Raw genomic sequence first — 16,998 nt, 5'->3', positions numbered from 1 at the left:
CAAGTAACAAGAATGCCCCCTCCATCGGCTGAAATTGAAAAATCCCTCCAACAGGCGGCCTGCACTTGGTTCGGTCTTGGCTGATTCTCCAGCTTTTTCTAAGCTGCCTGTGCGGCAGTGATTCTAAAAACAACCGACTAACAAATGTGTTTCAATTCATTTTATCCCCATCAAGGCGCTTTGAATTGTTCTATTTCTTTATCAGTGCAATGAACGACGAGCAACTGCGCACCTTTACTTTTCGCCACGTTAAGAAGGTCTGCACCGAATTGAGGGGTTTTTAAGCTTGCAATCTCAAAGCGCTGCGCACCACTCATCATACCAATATAGCCGAGCACCTCTGCGCGGCTAAAGGTTTTTCTTGGCATTGGTGGGCAAGTTATCTTATTGTCGAGATTCGACTTAGATTGTAGAACAACTGTAATATCATCATTTTCGTGGTGGTCTGGGTCGAATTGTTTCAATTCATCATCTGTACATTCTATGATCAGTTTATCGCTCCCCTTACCCTGTTGTATTGCTAGGATGCGATTTCCGAACTCTTTCTTTTTCATATAACTCAATGTAAACCGCTCCGGTCCACCAAGCATTCCTAAGTAACCCAACACTTCTTGACGACAAAAATCTTTACGGCTCATCGGAGGGCATTCTTTCGTTTTGCCTTCTTTCGTTTTTAAGATCACCGTAATCACTTCATCGTGAGCCAACAACTCTCGTAACTTTTTATCAATAAAGAGGTACACAACCCCCGCCGCGATCAAACTGGTTGATACTGAAACGACAAGGCTATGAATAAAACTCCCTTTCAAATAAAAATTAGACTCATTATTAATAAAATGAATACCAATTTCATTGCCGCATATTCCTGCTAAAATAATCGCTAAAAGCGGTACTAGAAATACCACCAGCCAAAAAGGCCATGTTCGCTTTATATTCATTATTGTTCCTCAACTAAAAAGTTATATGCCTTCCAACGATTTACAGAGCTTTTCTTTGTTTCACTTTTCCAAGAATCAATAATCTCGCCATGATGCTTAACAACCATTGCGATAAGCCACTGAATATCATCACGTTTTTTGGTCTTATTCAGATCTTTACTAAACATAGTCGTTAGCTGCTTTTCGGTAAGATGCTCAACATCATACTCACGCTTTTCTTCATCACTCATTCGACGCTCACGAGACAGTTTTTGTAAACAGCTCAGTAAGTCCAATGCTTCTTGATCATCACCTCTAAAATACCCATACCCAGCCGCGGTTTTAGCGCCGATGCCGTTATCTTGCAGCGCTTGAGTCAGCATTTTCTGGCACAGTTCGACGTGCTCGGGTGCGCCTTCGATAACAAACAGAAAACTGCCTTGCACGGCGAGAAGATGGTTCGGGATTGGGCTATCTTTATCCGATGGTTCGGCTTGCTTATCGTTGTAATAGGCTTGGTGGTGGGTGGTAACCACATCTAATACAAATGGCTTTGGCTTAGTATTCCCTTTAGCATGAGGTATCCACCACGCATCATGGAAGGTGACGAGGCCAGACACACAGTCAATATCATCGCTATCACGGGTACCAAACAGCTCGGCGAGTTCATCAGGGTGATTGTCTTTAAAATTTTGCTCAACCCAAGCGCGCACCACGCCTTTGACACTGGAACCCGGAATATAGGGCATCCCGTAACCATAGCTCAGAGAACAACCCGTTTCTAATGCACCAGAGCCAGAAAGACCAATCAGCAGGCGATTCTCTAGCTTCATTACTCGTTGGCCGAAGTGATCGCTATCGGATGTCAGGTTAAACCAGCGATTAAAGGCTCTTTGGTAGATACTTGGAGCAGGAAGTTTTGCCATCTTATTCAAATGCGCAAATTTCTTGGCTTCTTCACCACTGCTTTTCAGTGCCTTAGGGTTTTCTATTTCTATAAAACCTTTTTGCATCAGTAAACTTGGATTAGCGGATTGGGTATCACGCCAACCATCTTTGAGTTCTTTTCGGACAAGTGGGATAGGCTCGCTCATGCACTCGCCTCCTGACTCTGATTGGATTTTTCTTTTTCCTTCGGATCTAAGATCCCTTGCACATACCGGCGCATCCAACCTGCAATTTCAAGAGCTTCTCGGGTATAACGAATACTGTCGTAAAGCTTTGACTCAACTAACTTATTGTGGAACGCCTCGGCACTGGGCTCATTAATGCTTTGGAAGCTACGCCGCAAGTCATCCAGAACTTTTTTAAAGTGAGGCTCTTTTTCGTATTTAGACCATAAAAAGCCAGTGGCCTGAACCAGTCCATTTTGTAGGATCATGCTGGGGAGTTCTTTTACCAAGGCATTGTATTGGCTGTCCGGTGTGTCTTCCCGTGCCTTGATCTGGTCATAGACTTTAGAAGCAATAATTTGGCTACGAGGTTGCATGTTAAGCACCTCGCTTAACAGTAGAAAACGTCACCAAGCCACCGCCAACACTGCTATGACCACCTACCTGTAGTAAAGGTAGAGGTGCTTGGGTTGAATACTTCTCGAAAGCACTTTTAATCTGGGCTTTTTGCTCTTTCAGTAACGAGTCATTAAACGAATAAACGCCCCAGAGGATGCTTTCAGCAGGGAGACTTTCTTCACTCCATAGTGCGCCGCGTTCACTGTCTACCACACCGGTGTCGGCATTAATGCGAATGCGGGTACGGATTTCTGTAGCCGTGTCCGCTAAGAAAGAAAATATGGTATCTGGCAATATAATAATGCGCTGCATCATATCTTGATAATCGCTGTCGTTATGTTTACTTTCCTCATACACACTCGCAGCGATATGCTCTGCCCAAGCTTGCGTGGTTGCACAATGCTTGGCTTGCAAATCCAAATCTTCCAATAAAATTTGGCTGTTGTGCTCATTGGGGCTACCAGCTTTGGCATATAACACTTGGTCTGGGTCGGGGACTGGAACACTTAATTCTTTGAGTTGCAGGTCGCGTTTATAGCGTTTCAGAATAAACGGACAAGTGGCGTACGCTAAAACGCCGTAGATAGAACGAACAGGGAGCAAAAGTAAATGCGCATCACTCACCGATAATGCCCCCGCATTACCTTTTTCAGCGCTACTTTCACTGCCAAATAAAGTGGTGGCTGAAAGGTTTTTATCTTGTTGCTGAGCCATCTCGGCACGCAATACCCCCCGAATACTTGAACCTGGCACAATGGGTAAATTACTGGCACGGTCTCGAGCAATCGGTTGATCCACAATGCCGACAGACTGGCCTGCACCACAATGCAAAATGGTTTGGCTAACTAATTGGTAAACTTGAAAAGTCATAGGTAAATTCCCTAAAACGCTATGAATGAGTGAAGGTGTAGACCGCGGGCAACGCGAGTCCAAAGCCGCTTTGATTATTGGGATACTGATCGGCTAGAGAAGGGTCGCATAAATGCGCCATCCATAATGCTTCGATATCGCTAATGTCAGCTTCAACAGGGTTGTTCAGCTCAAACCAATAGGTTGCCCCTGCGGGAACCATCTTTTGTGCCGCACGGGGACGCCTGTTGACCAGATCCCAACCGGATTGAGGTAACCAAGGCTCCAACGCTGCAGCGCGTAATTTAAGCTCTAATTTTTTACAACAGGGCGGCGTGCCTATTAGCGTGTCGCTATCAATCCAGCCGGGCAGCCAACCTTGATTAAACAATACTGGTGTTAGAAAGGTGATGGTTAAGCCCTTCTGATCAATGATGTTTTGAGCAAGATTTTCAGGCCGTTGAGGCCATAGATTACAAGCTTGCGCTTGTGCTAAGCGCCGTTCGCCACCTAAATTCATCATAGGCAACGGCTCGGCCATTTGGGTTTCTATTCCAGCTAAAAGCGCAATGGAAACTTCGGGGAATGGCGACTCAGAATTAGGTTGAGGCTTTTGCCACATGGTTAACCCTGTGGTTTGAAAGATCATGCCTTCTTTGGCTTGTTTGTGGGGATTATCAAGCGCGATATGGGTGCGAATATCAGGATCTGTCGGATTCCAACCGTTGGATTCAATTTGCCCAAACGTAAGCATTTTACCCTGACGCCATTCTTGTAAATCCTTCAAAGACCACCACTGAGGGCCATTGACTGGCTTACCGTTCGTACTCTCTGCACTGGGAAGCAAAGGCATTAATTCACTATCAGGGAGATCACAGCCTTCTTGCTCTTGATCCAATTGGGTTGGCACAGAACGCACTAGATATTTTTTGCCATTTTGTTTTTGCTCACAGAAATACTGAACATCGGCAGGCTTCGGCACCAGAATATCTTTTTCACTTGGCGCTGTGTCATCAAGGCTTAATTTCACGGCTAAAGGGCCAGTCACGGCTACCTTTAACAATTCTGCATCAAGTGGAAGGTCACGGCTGCGAGCGTATAGATTACGCATAGCCCCCGCAACAGTAGACGGTGGCGGAAAGCGTGCCGCCTTAGCGTCAGATATTTCTTCAAATGGACGACTGGAACGAATCACCAAAGGGTCTTTGGGTTTAATTAAGTAATACTTCATTAGTCGTTCCCTCGAATATCAGAATGGGTTTTAGCAGATAGCCAGCGAGCAATAATCAGTAAATTGGCCAGCTCTGAGAGCGAGTGTTTGTGGCTTAATTGGCGCAATAGCGCTTTGGTATCGCTGCTAATCTTGGTTTCGCCGCCCTGTTCCATCGCTCGATCAAGCATGCGTTCAAATTCACTTTGCTGAATGCCATGGTGATCCTTGGCCCAAGCTAGACGCTGTGCCATGGCACGCACCTCTTGCATAATTCGGCTCGGCAATTGACCTTCAGCAAAGGCATCGCTCAGCGTACTAAGGGCCGTGAGCGTAGCTTTGTCATCCCAACGACAACGCCATGCAATTTCATGTCCCGAGCGAATGCCTAATTGGATCGCCAGCGCGTTGCGCGGTTTTGCCTGCTCATTCCCTTTTGCCAATTTTTCCGCTGCAATGGCTCGGTGCCTTAACTGACGCATCGGCTGTACAAAATGGCCGATAGCTAAACCTACGGATAAAGTTGGACACGCCACGTTTAACTGTTCTGCTAATTGACCCATACATTGCTTAAAGTCTTGCGCCAATGTTTGCGCACATTCAAAAGCCGTTGCCAATGGTAAAAATGCTAATACATCATCCCCACCCGTATAAATAGCGTGACCGCCGTGCTGACGAACAGTACTGCGCACTTGAGTCGCAAATCCATGCAAACAACGAGAGATATCACGGGATTGCCCAGGTGTTTTGGCTTCCTTGAGCAAGTCTCCCATATGATCGCCATCCGCTTTTAGCAACACGCCATAAGACACAGGCTCTCCCTGTTCTGCTAAAAATTTTAACAGTGGCTTTTGGGTCTCTTGATCAATATCACTTCGTTCCAGACGACTACTAAATAGATACTCACCATCATATGGGAAAGCCGCATAGCAAGCGTCATTACCTGTGACCTTGGTTACCTTTCCCAATTTTTGTAATGGCTGGTATAACTGTTTGAGCTCTTGTAATGCCTCCGAGCTGAGATGCTGAATCCAACTATGGGCAACAATACGGCTAAATGGCGTAAACTGCTCCGAATCACCCGCTTTACGTTTCACGACACCAAGAGCATCCAAATCTTCGTCCTTGGTTAGCCCTAAAGCTTGGATCAATTTCTCATCTGATTTGGGATCAAGCTTTTGCCATCGAGTCTGATGCAGCACGGTATTGTTAGCCCCATCCAGAGAGGATTTAAACCAGCCATCTTCATTGTCTTTTATTGGCGCAAAATTACGGGTTTGTTTACGTGCTTGCAGTAACTGCCCTAAACGTTTTGATGCAGTTTGATAGTCAGGTTCAGTAAAGACAACCCACGCGGCAAAGACTTCCAGTACATCGTCTTGTTGGGCTTGCCAACGCGTTTGGTTTAATGAGAAATCTAGGCTCTGCAACGTATCGTCAAAAATCTTTTGAACACACTGATTCGCCGCCTTTTTGGCGTTTTCAACTAGTTCGCTCAAGTCCTCTTTTGAGACACCTTTTACTTCAGCACGCACCACATTAGCAATATTGGCTTCATACTTATGCTTTAAATCAACTTCATCCAGAACAGGGAAAATCAACGTTGCCGCGGGGTGTACCTTTAAAAACTCTGCCACCGCCCGTGAGACTTCGGATAATAACCACGAACCGCACCATAAATCTTGGCTACGCCGCCCCGCTTCGATCAAGCTTTGTACTGGGCCAATGCTGATAGCCACTAAATAATCCATTCTTAATTTCCTTCTTTAAAGTAATCGAGGAAGGCGGAGAGCGGGTCATTGGCGCGGCCACACATTGGCTCTATACGCTGCGCTAATTTATTCTGTTCTTCTGGTAAGATAGGCCAATGATTAGGTTGGTAATCTAATTTTTTATGCTCTGATGGCCGCATTAATTCTAATGGCTGAGCTAACACTTCTTTCCAGTTAGGGAGTAATAACGCTGCGGCACGCCAATGATCGCCATCTCTATAAGGTCTCAAAATCAAAGGGCTTGTCATTCGTTCAGAATCGATAGGTTGTAGAACCATAGTGTCAGGCTCTTTTCTCGTCTTATCATTGAAATCAAAAATAATCGGCATACCAAAGGCAGCACGAGGAAAGACATTACCCGCTTCATGTTTAGGGTCATGCTTGAATTTCCAATCTTGCGTAAAACGACGCAGTTGATCAGGTTCAGGCCAACGGCTTTGACCAGGGCGTTTAGGGTCACTACTCCCTTCATTACGACCTATTTTTTTGCCTTGACGAAAATCTCTTAACTTATCGCAACCATACCGCCAACACGCCACAGCATGGGCATCAGTCTCTGGCTTTCCATTTCGAGAGACTAAAGTTAATACACCACCTTTTGCTTCCACTTCATCACGAGTTACTGGGGTAATTCCCTCGCCAATCACCTTAACAGCACCTAGACCGCGACGTGTTCGACTGCCAACGCCACCAAAGCTTGCCCACCAGCGTATTGCTTCGTGTACCTCACCAACCTGCTCTGGTGTTAAAGCACGTTTACCTTGTGTTTTAAAATGGATATTTAAATCAAAAGTCAAACCTGATTTTGCTATGTTTTTTGCTTCTTCGACTAACTCTGTCGCCCCTTTACGTAACTTCCCTTGCAAAGCAAAAAGCACATAAGCATAACCAGTCTCAGAGGCTGGAACCTGTTTATATTTGCCGTCTGTCTTCTTTTCATATTCAAAAGCTTTTTCTTCACCTTTGAAGACAACATTCGATACTAGAATTTGTACTTTACTTTTTGTTGAGCCATACTTTTCAGGCTCAGATGACTCTTTCTGCTCGGACTTGGCTTTATCATCACCAATCCCACCCCAAATCGCGGTTTCTCTATCAAACATCTCTTTGGGGCTATTAAAAGGGCCACAGGCGATACGCCACCAAAAACGCAAATGCCCACGAATGGCACTGGCTCGGATGGGCATTTTCTCATCGACCTTGCCCGCTTCCACACCGCCGCCATACATAGGCGTGACTAATTCACATTGGTAGGTTTGCCAAGCTTTGCGCGGGGGAGCATCAAGTGCATTTTGGAGTGATCCGAACTTGTCTTCAGTTTTCCTTCGCATGAGCAATCCTTACTTTCAACGCTGTTCAACCATAGTAATCGATTGAATTGAAATAAAAAGAACCTGAACGGCGTTTTTAGATCAAATGCACCAATATACATAATAAACCGACACATTTTTCACGGCAGCAAAAGTCCCCAAAAGTGCCTTGAGTTTGACTTCAGCGCGCGTTATCAGGGTCGCTTTTATTCGCTCCTGCTCACGAAAAGCTAAAAATTCATCCATGAATTTTACCCTGAGTCCATCGCTCCTATTGGCTTTGTATATGTTTCTCTGAATTCAAATAAAATTCTGAACAAAGAAAACCATTCATGGAAGAATGGTTAGGCTTTTCCGGGCAGGACGCCCGTAAAAGCAGGTTCTGGACAACACGCACCTCAGCCAAACAAAAAAGATTTTCTGGTTCGTCTTTCATCTCTGAAAGATGAACTGGCGCACAGAACACCGATGCCTCTGAAATCGCAGAACGTAATTGTGCGTCACAATTTGGGGCCGGAGGCTGGGAAGGTTGAAAATTGAGGTGTGGTGATTTGGTGCGCGATTACTTTTGCCGATTTCATTACCATCTCCGAATGCGCCCCCAGTTACTTTTGATAGATGTCAAAAGTAACCAAAAGCATCTTTTTGAGTTCAGCGCACGTAATCAGGGTCGGATTGATTCGCATCCTGCTCAGGCAATCCTGAAAAATCTTCCATGATTTTTCACCCTGAGAGCATCGATCAATTGAGCTTTGTTGATTCAATGTTTCACTCAACTCGCAACAGGCGGTGCCGTGAGTGGCGTTTTAGCATTTCTAAGCTGCCTATGCGGCAGTGAACGTGGTGATCAGCTCCCAATCCTCCACATGGGTTTTCTAAGCTGCCTATGCGGCAGTGAACTCCATCGTAATAATTCCTATATGTTGTGTACCTTTCTAAGCTGCCTATGCGGCAGTGAACAGAGAGACTTACATGAGCGCCTAGCTGGTGATTTTCTAAGCTGCCTATGCGGCAGTGAACAAGAAGGTTTTACCGTCTACAAAACGTCTGTGATTTCTAAGCTGCCTATGCGGCAGTGAACTCTGTTTGTTTTTTGAACAACTCTAGCCGCCATTTCTAAGCTGCCTATGCGGCAGTGAACAATGAACATATCACGAAAAAATAAGCACTCGCAAGAGGTTAGCGGCAAAAACCCTTTTTTACCTTGTTAAAATTGCCCTCCTGTATCTTACTGTTTTTATTGGTTATTTTTTAGGGGCAAAAAAAGAAGGTCTAAATGGTTTAAATTTCATCCTGAGTGCATCAATCAAACTGGCTTTTTAAAATGTTTCCCTCAATTCAAACAAACCACTCAACCAAGAAAACCATTCACAGATGAATAGTTAGGCTTTTCCGGGCAGGACGCCCGTAAAAGACGGTTCTGGACAACATGCGACGCCGTCAAACAAAAAAAGATTTTCTGGTTCGTCTTTCATCTCTGAAAGATGAACTGGCGCACAGAACACCCATGCCTCTGAAATCGAAAAACAAGATTGTGCGTCAAATCTGGAGAGCCGAAGGCTGGGATATAAAAGTTGAGGTGTGGTGATTTGGTGCGCGATTACTTTTGCTGATTTCAATAGCATCTCCGAAAGCGCCCCCAGTTACTTTTGATAGATGTCAAAAGTAACCAAAAGCATCTTTTTGAGTTCAGCGCACGTAATCAGGGTCGGATTGATTCGCATCCTGCTCAAGCAATCCTGAAAAATCTTCCATGATTTTTCACCCTGAGAGCATCGATCAATTGAGCTTTGTTGATTCAATGTTTCACTCAACTCGCAACAGGCGGCGCCGTGAGTGGCGTTTTAGCATTTCTAAGCTGCCTATGCGGCAGTGAACATACATAAACGGTAAACTAACCGACTGGACATTTTCTAAGCTGCCTATGCGGCAGTGAACGCCATTATCCGATCCCCTCTTCTGGTTTGTTTTTTCTAAGCTGCCTATGCGGCAGTGAACAATAAAAGATGTGGATTTAACCATCACCCTAATTTTCTAAGCTGCCTATGCGGCAGTGAACATGAAGTTGGCTTTTTCCTCGGTGGACATCATTTTCTAAGCTGCCTATGCGGCAGTGAACGGGACTGACCCCGGGCGCGGACGGCGTACAGTTTTCTAAGCTGCCTATGCGGCAGTGAACAATGAACATATCACGAAAAAATAAGCACTCGCAAGAGGTTAGCGGCAAAAACCCTTTTTTACCTTGTTAAAACCGCCCTCCTGTATCTTACTGTTTTTATTAGTTATTTTTTAGGGGCAAAAAAAGAAGGTCTAAATGGTTTAAATTTCATCCTGAGTGCATCGATAAAGTTGGCTTTCGCTTCTGTCATGTTTCACTCAACTCAAATCAGTCGCTGAAACAAGAAAACCATTCACGGATGAATGGTTAGGCTGATTGTGCGTCAAAATTTGGGGCCGAAGGCTGGGGATATAAAAATTGAGGTGCAGTGATTTGGTGCGCGATTACTTTTGCCGATTTCATTACCATCTCCGAATGCGCCCCAGTTACTTTTGATAGATGTCAAAAGTAACCAAAAGCATCTTTTTGAGTTCAGCGCACGTAATCAGGGTCGGATTGATTCGCATCCTGCTCAGGCAATCCTGAAAAATCGTCCTGATTTTTCACCCTGAGAGCATCGATCAATTGAGCTTTGTTGATTCAATGTTTCACTTCATTCGAATCAACCACTCAACCAAGAAAACCATTCATGGAAGAATGGTTAGGCTTTTCCGGGCAGGACGCCCGTAAAAGGCGGTTCTGGACAACGTTCGACTCAGTTAAACAAAAAAAGATTTTCTGGTTACTCTTGCATCTTGGCAAGAGTAACTGGCGCACAGAGCACCAATATCCCTGAAACCGAAAAACTCAATTGTGCGTCACAATTTGGGGCCGGAGGCTGGGAAGGTTGAAAATTGGGGTGTAGTGATTTGGTGCGCGATTACTTTTGCCGATTTCAATAGCATCTCCGAAAGCGCCCCAGATACTTTTTCACGGCAGAAAAAGTACCCCAAAATGCCTAAGGTTTGAGTTCAACGCACCGAATCAGGGTCGGATTGATTCGCATCCTGCTCAAGCAATCCTGAAAAATCGTCCTGATTTTTCACCCTGAGAGCATCGATCAATTGAGCTTTGTTGATTCAATGTTTCACTCAACTCGCAACAGGCGGTGCCGTGAGTGGCGTTTTAGCATTTCTAAGCTGCCTATGCGGCAGTGAACAAACCGGAAGGCCTGTATCTGAATCTGATTTCTTTCTAAGCTGCCTATGCGGCAGTGAACGAGACTTCGACGTCGTCACCACTGCCGAACAATTTCTAAGCTGCCTATGCGGCAGTGAACAATGAACATATCACGAAAAAATAAGCACTCGCAAGAGGTTAGCGGCAAAAACCCTTTTTTACCTTGTTAAAATTGCCCTCCTGTATCTTACTGTTTTTATTAATTATTTTTTAGGGGCAAAAAAAGAAGGTCTAAATGGTTTAAATTTCATCCTGAGTGCATCAATCAAACTGGCTTTTTAAAATGTTTCCCTCAATTCAAACAAACCACTCAACCAAGAAAACCATTCATGGAAGAATGGTTAGGCTTTTCCGGGCAGGACGCCCGTAAAAGCAGGTTCTGGACAACACGCACCTCAGCCAAACAAAAAAGATTTTCTGGTTACTCTTGCATCTTGGCAAGAGTAACTGGCGCACAGAGCACCAATATCCCTGAAACCGCAGAACGTAATTGTGCGTCAAATCTGGAGAGCCGAAGGCTGGGATATAAAAGTTGAGGTGTGGTGATTTGGTGCGCGATTACTTTTGCCGATTTCATTACCATCTCCGAATGCGCCCCAGTTACTTTTGATAGATGTCAAAAGTAACCAAAAGCATCTTTTTGAGTTCAGCGCACGTAATCAGGGTCGGATTGATTCGCATCCTGCTCAGGCAATCCTGAAAAATCTTCCATGATTTTTCACCCTGAGAGCATCGATCAATTGAGCTTTGTTGATTCAATGTTTCACTCAACTCGCAACAGGCGGTGCCGTGAGTGGCGTTTTAGCATTTCTAAGCTGCCTATGCGGCAGTGAACGAGCCAATATCAACGGATTGCATCCTCTGATCTTTCTAAGCTGCCTATGCGGCAGTGAACGCAATTCAATTTACAAAATCTAATAACGGAACTTTCTAAGCTGCCTATGCGGCAGTGAACCAGATTGATGATCGCGAGTTTAGTCACGAAGATTTCTAAGCTGCCTATGCGGCAGTGAACTCAAGGGTTCGCCGCGAATCGGCCACCTTAGTTTTCTAAGCTGCCTATGCGGCAGTGAACTATGCCAAAGGCCCAGAGCTGGATCATATCGGTTTCTAAGCTGCCTATGCGGCAGTGAACTTACTCAAGGCCATAACGCCCCCTTACTTTCCTTTCTAAGCTGCCTATGCGGCAGTGAACAATGAACATATCACGAAAAAATAAGCACTCGCAAGAGGTTAGCGGCAAAAACCCTTTTTTACCTTGTTAAAATCGCCCTCCTGTATCTTACTGTTTTTATTAGTTATTTTTTAGGGGCAAAAAAAGAAGGTCTAAATGGTTTAAATTTCATCCTGAGTGCATCGATAAAGTTGGCTTCGCTTCTGTCATGTTTCACTCAACTCAAATCAGTCGCTGAAATAAGAAAACCATTCACGGAAGAATGGTTAGGCTGATTGTGCGTCAAAATTTGGGGCCGAAGGCTGGGGATATAAAAATTGAGGTGCAGTGATTTGGTGCGCGATTACTTTTGCCGATTTCATTACCATCTCCGAATGCGCCCCAGTTACTTTTGATAGATGTCAAAAGTAACCAAAAGCATCTTTTTGAGTTCAGCGCACGTAATCAGGGTCGGATTGATTCGCATCCTGCTCAGGCAATCCTGAAAAATCTTCCATGATTTTTCACCCTGAGAGCATCGATCAATTGAGCTTTGTTGATTCAATGTTTCACTCAACTCGCAACAGGCGATGCCGTGAGTGGCGTTTTAGCATTTCTAAGCTGCCTATGCGGCAGTGAACACAGTAGATATCTGCACAATCAAATCTAGAAATTTCTAAGCTGCCTATGCGGCAGTGAACGGGGTAGACAGTATTGAAACACTGAATCAACTTTTCTAAGCTGCCTATGCGGCAGTGAACAATAGGGTAGTGTTCGACTTAACCTTCACAGATTTCTAAGCTGCCTATGCGGCAGTGAACAAGAATGCCTTTGGTTGGCGGCGCTTCATGCGTTTCTAAGCTGCCTATGCGGCAGTGAACTCGTCGCCAACGGAAGCAAAGTTAAGATTAACTTTCTAAGCTGCCTATGCGGCAGTGAACATAACGCCGTTTTTCATCATCGAGCGGCTTCTTTTCTAAGCTGCCTATGCGGCAGTGAACATTACGGAGGTCGTGTCGAATGTTTCCAATCCTTTCTAAGCTGCCTATGCGGCAGTGAACACATCAGTGAATCAGAGTGCGAAGCATTGATATTTCTAAGCTGCCTATGCGGCAGTGAACAATGAACATATCACGAAAAAATAAGCACTGGCAAGGTGTTAGCGGCAAAAACCCTTTTTTACCTTGTTAAAATTGCCCTCCTGTATCTTACTGTTTTTATTGGTTCTTTTTTAAGGGCAAAAAAAGAAGGTCTAAACGGTTTAAATTTCATCCTGAGTGCATCGATAAAGTTGGCTTTCGCTTCTGTCATGTTTCACTCAACTCAAATCAGTCGCTGAAACAAGAAAACCATTCAAGGAAGAATGGTTAGGCTTTTCCGGGCAGGACGCCCGTAAAAGCGGGTTCTGGACAACGTTCGACTCAGCCAAACAAAAAAGATTTTCTGGTTACTCTTGCATCTTGGCAAGAGTTACTGGCGCACAGAGTACCCATGCCTCTGAAATCGCAGAACGTAATTGTGCGTCAAATCTGGAGAGCCGGAGGCTGGATATAAAAATTGAGGTGCTGTGATTTGGTGCGCGATTACTTTTGCCGATTTCAATGGCATCTCCGAAAGCGCCCCAGAGACTTTTGCCCAGCAGCAAAAGTCCCCAAAAGTGCCTTGAGTTTGACTTCAGTGCGCGTAATCAGGGTCGCTTTTATTCGCTCCTGCTCACGAAAAGCTAAAAATTCATCCTTGAATTTTTACCCTGAGTGCATCGTTCAAGTCGGCTCTTAAAATGTTTCTCTCAATTCAAATAAGCCACCCAACCAAGAAAACCATTCAAGGAAGAATGGTTAGGCTTTTCCGGGCAGGACGCCCGTAAAAGCGGGTTCTGGACAACGTTCGACTCAGCCAAACAAAAAAGATTTTCTGGTTCGTCTTTCATCTCTGAAAGATGAACTGGCGCACAGAGCACCGATGCCTCTGAAATCGAAAAACAAGATTGTGCGTCAAATTTCGGAGCCGGAGGCTGGAAAAATCAAAGTAAAGATACAGCCCTCATCAGGGGCGCTCAGCCCCAATCCTCTCCCGACAAACCCGCTCTACCAACCCCAGTAACCGCTGCACCTCTGCCACCAAATAATTCAACTCTTCTTCGGTGATTTCGTAGTGGGCTGAATAACGCGCATCAATATACGCCCGTTGCAAACGACGGAAGCTACGACGGTGAAATTTATTGTCCATCGGGAAAATCTCAGCAAAGACCGGATCAATTTGTGCACACAATTTCCCCAATTTTTCAATATTGTGGGACTTCGGCAGGTAGTTGGTACAAGTCAGCAATGTACAGGCAAAAAGACGCTCCGTTGCCTGATGCAGGTTGAAGGCTGCTTCATTAAGCATCAAGTCATTAAAAGCATGGTGAAACATTCTAATGCTTTCGGTAGCACTTTTTATCCACTGCTCATAATGCTTACGGGCGATTTCCCGTTTTTCGTCCTCAGTCAGATCACCCGGCTCCGCCAGTGGTTTCGGCGTCGCGGCAAATAGCTCTATCCCTTCTTCGCGAATATCTTTAAAGAAATAATGACCCTGTTGCAGTCGATTATTCACTTCGTTCAAATCATGCACAATCAAACCCAATGGGGCCGATTTCACTTTTCGATCAATTTGCTCTTCGGCACACTGCCAGACCACATAATCTTCAACCAACGCTGCTTTATTGACGATCACCAGAATATCGTAATCACTGATATAGCCATTGACCGGATCACTGACCCAATTCCCCTTGGCATGGCTGCCAAACAGGATGATTTTCAGTATACGAAACTCACTTTTACTGCCCGTTTTGCCTTGCAGATAATCATCTAACGTGTCACGCAGAATCGTTGAGATTGTCGCCAGCTCACGCTGTTTATATTCGGGAAGATGATCGAGGGTTGTTTTCATAGTCGTGGCATGGGGCTGGTTGTGGATGAATGAGGTTAGCATAAAAGAAGGGGCTGACAAAGAACACCATCAACCCTCACTTTACGCATATTACTGGGAAAAATGCGATTCAATTCAAAGCAATAGTTCTGCTTACCCACTATACGGCAGTGAACGTTTCCATCAGTACGGTGCCACTAAGCGTGAATTTCTAAGCTGCCTATGCGGCAGTGAACGTGATACGAAAGAAAAGTTGAGTGAAGCGGTATTTCTAAGCTGCCTATGCGGCAGTGAACAATGAACATATCACGAAAAAATAAGCCACAGCAAGGTGTTAGCCAGAAAAACCCTGTTTAACCTTGTTCAAAACACCGCTCTGTAGCTTATTGTTTTCATTGATATTTTTAAAGAGCAAAAAATAAAGGGTCTAACCTCTGAAAATAAAGGTCAAAACCACGGCACAAACGTTGATTGCTCCTTTGCTTTCGAACTCAAGCCATAACACGTAAAACCATTACGATGATTTGGCGCGATCTCTGATTTATCACATTGAATAAACAGCATAAATTTATGGTACGACTGACCTTCAGCGGGCGTCGATAAGCTTTGCACGTGAATATAGGGTAATTTACTTTTCCCCGTCTGTTGCTGCACTGATTTGAGTAATTCTGCCCGCATCACGGTTTCATCAACCCTGTGTTTTTGTGATAAACAGGCGACTCTGCGGTCGAGCTGTTTTAAACGCTGCTGTTGCGATTTAGGATTACAGCGAGAAAAACACGCGTATTCCGTCACATCATTTGGCACCGGTTTGATCGATTTAATGTGGACATAGTCACGCAAACGCTGTAGCCATTGCGCCACACTGGCACGGCTCAGCTGCGATTCATTTTCAGCAAACAGCCTTAACCGATTGCCTAACGGAAACGCTTGATCGCCATAAGCCGGAAAGCTGACCCCGATATCAGAGACATCAGCGCCGTTTTTATGCGCCACCAGCATCAAGTGTATTTGTTGATAAACTTTCTCCCAGATAAAGCCGAGAGAGATCTCAGCATCCGGCAGTAAGGTAATGTCTTGATAATATTTCATACCCTGCCCTTATTCGCCAAAGACCCCGCCACGAATCAGCATCGCCATAATGTAATGTTGTTGTTCGATTGCCGGTGTCTGATCTTTTAACATCCAACTATCAAGCAGTTTGTAGAAATCCATTTTTTCTTTCGGCTGGCGGTAAGCTGCGCCGCGGTTCGTGACCGAACCATATGGTTCTACCGCTATCGGGCCCACTTCATCGACGGCTGAATGCCATGTATCGATGGTGCGCAAGGCATTGCCGATTTTTTGCGAGTGCATCGCGGCCTGACCGTCTAACTGATAAAGGAACTTGCTTTTATCCCCTTTGCCACCGCCCATGACCAGCTCCTGAGACGGGAAAACCGCCTGACCTTCCCCCAGTTTGGTATAAGCTGCAATTTTCAAAAAGACAGTATCACCCTGTAAACCTTGCTGAATCAGCGCAGCTAATTGATCGACTTGCTCGCTGGTTTCAAAAACGCGCAAATCATATTCATCACTGTTAAAGGTGAAGCTTTCTCCGGCAACGTCAACGACCACACGGACATTCTCAGCACCGACCCGGTTGCGCCAGAGAAAACGGCCATTGGCAATATTGAGCGCATAGCGTTGTGCTAATTCTTTGAATGCAGTCTCTGTCTGGTAATGATGAACTTTATCCGCCAGCGCGCGTTGGTAGTCAGGATCGTTACAGGTTGAAGGCACATCTAGCCCACCCAGCACACGCAGTGAAAAAACCAGTTTCAAGGTGTCGGCATGATGAGGTAATGCCGCTGTATCGACGGTTTGTAAGTTTGCTTTTGCTACCTCAGCATCCAACTTGGCAGGGTCATTCGCCAGCGCATTTTTTAAACGGTTGGAAATCGTGCCGCGCACAGATTTTTCGCCCACCATAATTGGTGACCATTCATTTTGCGCCCAGTTGCCGGCAAACATTAAGGCATCAGACGGAATCAGTTTCGCTTCAAATGCCAGTACGGAGGGAGTTTTTAATTTTTGATCAGCCATA

At 45.1% G+C, this 16,998-nt stretch carries 13 protein-coding genes and 4 CRISPR repeat arrays; of the genes, 2 read left to right on the top strand and 11 right to left on the bottom strand.

The window, feature by feature from the left end:
- Positions 1 to 170: 170 nt before the first annotated feature.
- The 8 genes from OCU60_RS19930 to OCU60_RS19895 form a co-directional block, all read right to left on the bottom strand.
- Positions 171 to 938 (bottom strand): MATE family efflux transporter, encoded by a 768-nt coding sequence (locus OCU60_RS19930; RefSeq protein ID WP_074374950.1) that lies wholly within the window; start codon positions 936 to 938, stop codon positions 171 to 173.
- Complete coding sequence (gene cmr6 / locus OCU60_RS19925) at positions 938 to 2,011, bottom strand: type III-B CRISPR module RAMP protein Cmr6 (protein WP_074374951.1); 1,074 nt, start codon at positions 2,009 to 2,011, stop codon at positions 938 to 940. Before cmr6 ends, OCU60_RS19930 begins: the two co-directional genes overlap by 1 nt.
- The gene (gene cmr5, locus OCU60_RS19920; RefSeq protein WP_074374952.1) at positions 2,008 to 2,406 is read right to left on the bottom strand and encodes a type III-B CRISPR module-associated protein Cmr5; all 399 of its coding nucleotides are present in this window, start codon (positions 2,404 to 2,406) and stop codon (positions 2,008 to 2,010) included. The genes cmr6 and cmr5 overlap by 4 nt, the downstream gene beginning before the upstream one ends.
- Before the next feature lies 1 nt (position 2,407).
- Positions 2,408 to 3,298, bottom strand: coding sequence for a type III-B CRISPR module RAMP protein Cmr4 (gene cmr4 / locus OCU60_RS19915; RefSeq protein ID WP_074374953.1), 891 nt, complete (start codon positions 3,296 to 3,298; stop codon positions 2,408 to 2,410).
- A gap of 19 nt (positions 3,299 to 3,317) precedes the next feature.
- The gene (locus tag OCU60_RS19910) at positions 3,318 to 4,508 is read right to left on the bottom strand and encodes a type III-B CRISPR module-associated Cmr3 family protein (RefSeq protein WP_074374954.1); all 1,191 of its coding nucleotides are present in this window, start codon (positions 4,506 to 4,508) and stop codon (positions 3,318 to 3,320) included.
- The gene (gene cas10, locus OCU60_RS19905) at positions 4,508 to 6,238 is read right to left on the bottom strand and encodes a type III-B CRISPR-associated protein Cas10/Cmr2 (protein WP_074374955.1); all 1,731 of its coding nucleotides are present in this window, start codon (positions 6,236 to 6,238) and stop codon (positions 4,508 to 4,510) included. The genes OCU60_RS19910 and cas10 overlap by 1 nt, the downstream gene beginning before the upstream one ends.
- A gap of 2 nt (positions 6,239 to 6,240) precedes the next feature.
- Positions 6,241 to 7,590 (bottom strand): type III-B CRISPR module RAMP protein Cmr1, encoded by a 1,350-nt coding sequence (gene cmr1 / locus OCU60_RS19900; RefSeq protein ID WP_074374956.1) that lies wholly within the window; start codon positions 7,588 to 7,590, stop codon positions 6,241 to 6,243.
- Positions 7,591 to 7,671: 81 nt separating this feature from the next.
- A complete protein-coding gene (locus OCU60_RS19895) occupies positions 7,672 to 7,815 on the bottom strand; it encodes a hypothetical protein (protein WP_159439498.1) in 144 nt (47 codons plus the stop codon).
- Between the two features lie 566 nt (positions 7,816 to 8,381).
- A CRISPR array of direct repeats spans positions 8,382 to 8,710; the repeat unit is 28 nt; unit sequence TTTCTAAGCTGCCTATGCGGCAGTGAAC.
- 708 nt (positions 8,711 to 9,418) lie between these two features.
- A CRISPR array of direct repeats spans positions 9,419 to 9,748; the repeat unit is 28 nt; unit sequence TTTCTAAGCTGCCTATGCGGCAGTGAAC.
- A gap of 1,427 nt (positions 9,749 to 11,175) precedes the next feature.
- On the opposite strand from OCU60_RS19895, the gene OCU60_RS19890 reads away from it, so the two are divergent.
- Positions 11,176 to 11,382, top strand: coding sequence for a hypothetical protein (locus OCU60_RS19890; protein WP_139302150.1), 207 nt, complete (start codon positions 11,176 to 11,178; stop codon positions 11,380 to 11,382).
- Positions 11,383 to 11,652: 270 nt separating this feature from the next.
- Positions 11,653 to 12,041: a CRISPR direct-repeat array (repeat unit 28 nt; unit sequence TTTCTAAGCTGCCTATGCGGCAGTGAAC).
- 570 nt (positions 12,042 to 12,611) lie between these two features.
- Positions 12,612 to 13,120: direct repeats of the CRISPR family, unit length 28 nt; unit sequence TTTCTAAGCTGCCTATGCGGCAGTGAAC.
- A gap of 925 nt (positions 13,121 to 14,045) precedes the next feature.
- On the opposite strand, the gene OCU60_RS19885 is transcribed toward OCU60_RS19890, so the two are convergent.
- Positions 14,046 to 14,933, bottom strand: coding sequence for a HEPN domain-containing protein (locus tag OCU60_RS19885; protein WP_074373092.1), 888 nt, complete (start codon positions 14,931 to 14,933; stop codon positions 14,046 to 14,048).
- Between the two features lie 25 nt (positions 14,934 to 14,958).
- On the opposite strand from OCU60_RS19885, the gene OCU60_RS19880 reads away from it, so the two are divergent.
- Complete coding sequence (locus OCU60_RS19880) at positions 14,959 to 15,213, top strand: hypothetical protein (protein ID WP_139302112.1); 255 nt, start codon at positions 14,959 to 14,961, stop codon at positions 15,211 to 15,213.
- A 146-nt stretch (positions 15,214 to 15,359) separates the two neighbouring features.
- On the opposite strand, the gene cas6f is transcribed toward OCU60_RS19880, so the two are convergent.
- Positions 15,360 to 16,004, bottom strand: a complete 645-nt coding sequence (gene cas6f / locus OCU60_RS19875; protein WP_074373083.1) for a type I-F CRISPR-associated endoribonuclease Cas6/Csy4 — start codon at positions 16,002 to 16,004, stop codon at positions 15,360 to 15,362.
- A 9-nt stretch (positions 16,005 to 16,013) separates the two neighbouring features.
- Positions 16,014 to 16,997 (bottom strand): type I-F CRISPR-associated protein Csy3, encoded by a 984-nt coding sequence (gene csy3 / locus OCU60_RS19870; protein ID WP_074373082.1) that lies wholly within the window; start codon positions 16,995 to 16,997, stop codon positions 16,014 to 16,016.
- Between the last annotated feature and the right edge of the window lies 1 nt (position 16,998).

Origin of the sequence: Vibrio spartinae, from assembly GCF_024347135.1 — a bacterium.
In the GTDB taxonomy this organism is placed as follows: Bacteria; Pseudomonadota; Gammaproteobacteria; order Enterobacterales; family Vibrionaceae; genus Vibrio; species Vibrio spartinae.
Note: the sequence above shows the minus strand (reverse complement) of the source record. Positions and strands in the feature narration are given on the sequence as shown.

What these genes read in the sequence shown, in the direction of transcription:
- OCU60_RS19930 (WP_074374950.1), bottom strand. Translation starts at nt 938, where the DNA reads ATGAATATAAAGCGAACATGGCCTTTTTGGCTGGTGGTATTTCTAGTA.
- OCU60_RS19910 (WP_074374954.1), bottom strand. Translation starts at nt 4,508, where the DNA reads ATGAAGTATTACTTAATTAAACCCAAAGACCCTTTGGTGATTCGTTCC.
- cmr5 (WP_074374952.1), bottom strand. Translation starts at nt 2,406, where the DNA reads ATGCAACCTCGTAGCCAAATTATTGCTTCTAAAGTCTATGACCAGATC.
- OCU60_RS19890 (WP_139302150.1), top strand. Translation starts at nt 11,176, where the DNA reads ATGGAAGAATGGTTAGGCTTTTCCGGGCAGGACGCCCGTAAAAGCAGG.
- cas10 (WP_074374955.1), bottom strand. Translation starts at nt 6,238, where the DNA reads ATGGATTATTTAGTGGCTATCAGCATTGGCCCAGTACAAAGCTTGATC.
- OCU60_RS19880 (WP_139302112.1), top strand. Translation starts at nt 14,959, where the DNA reads ATGAATGAGGTTAGCATAAAAGAAGGGGCTGACAAAGAACACCATCAA.
- OCU60_RS19885 (WP_074373092.1), bottom strand. Translation starts at nt 14,933, where the DNA reads ATGAAAACAACCCTCGATCATCTTCCCGAATATAAACAGCGTGAGCTG.
- cmr4 (WP_074374953.1), bottom strand. Translation starts at nt 3,298, where the DNA reads ATGACTTTTCAAGTTTACCAATTAGTTAGCCAAACCATTTTGCATTGT.
- cas6f (WP_074373083.1), bottom strand. Translation starts at nt 16,004, where the DNA reads ATGAAATATTATCAAGACATTACCTTACTGCCGGATGCTGAGATCTCT.
- cmr6 (WP_074374951.1), bottom strand. Translation starts at nt 2,011, where the DNA reads ATGAGCGAGCCTATCCCACTTGTCCGAAAAGAACTCAAAGATGGTTGG.
- csy3 (WP_074373082.1), bottom strand. Translation starts at nt 16,997, where the DNA reads ATGGCTGATCAAAAATTAAAAACTCCCTCCGTACTGGCATTTGAAGCG.
- OCU60_RS19895 (WP_159439498.1), bottom strand. Translation starts at nt 7,815, where the DNA reads ATGGATGAATTTTTAGCTTTTCGTGAGCAGGAGCGAATAAAAGCGACC.
- cmr1 (WP_074374956.1), bottom strand. Translation starts at nt 7,590, where the DNA reads ATGCGAAGGAAAACTGAAGACAAGTTCGGATCACTCCAAAATGCACTT.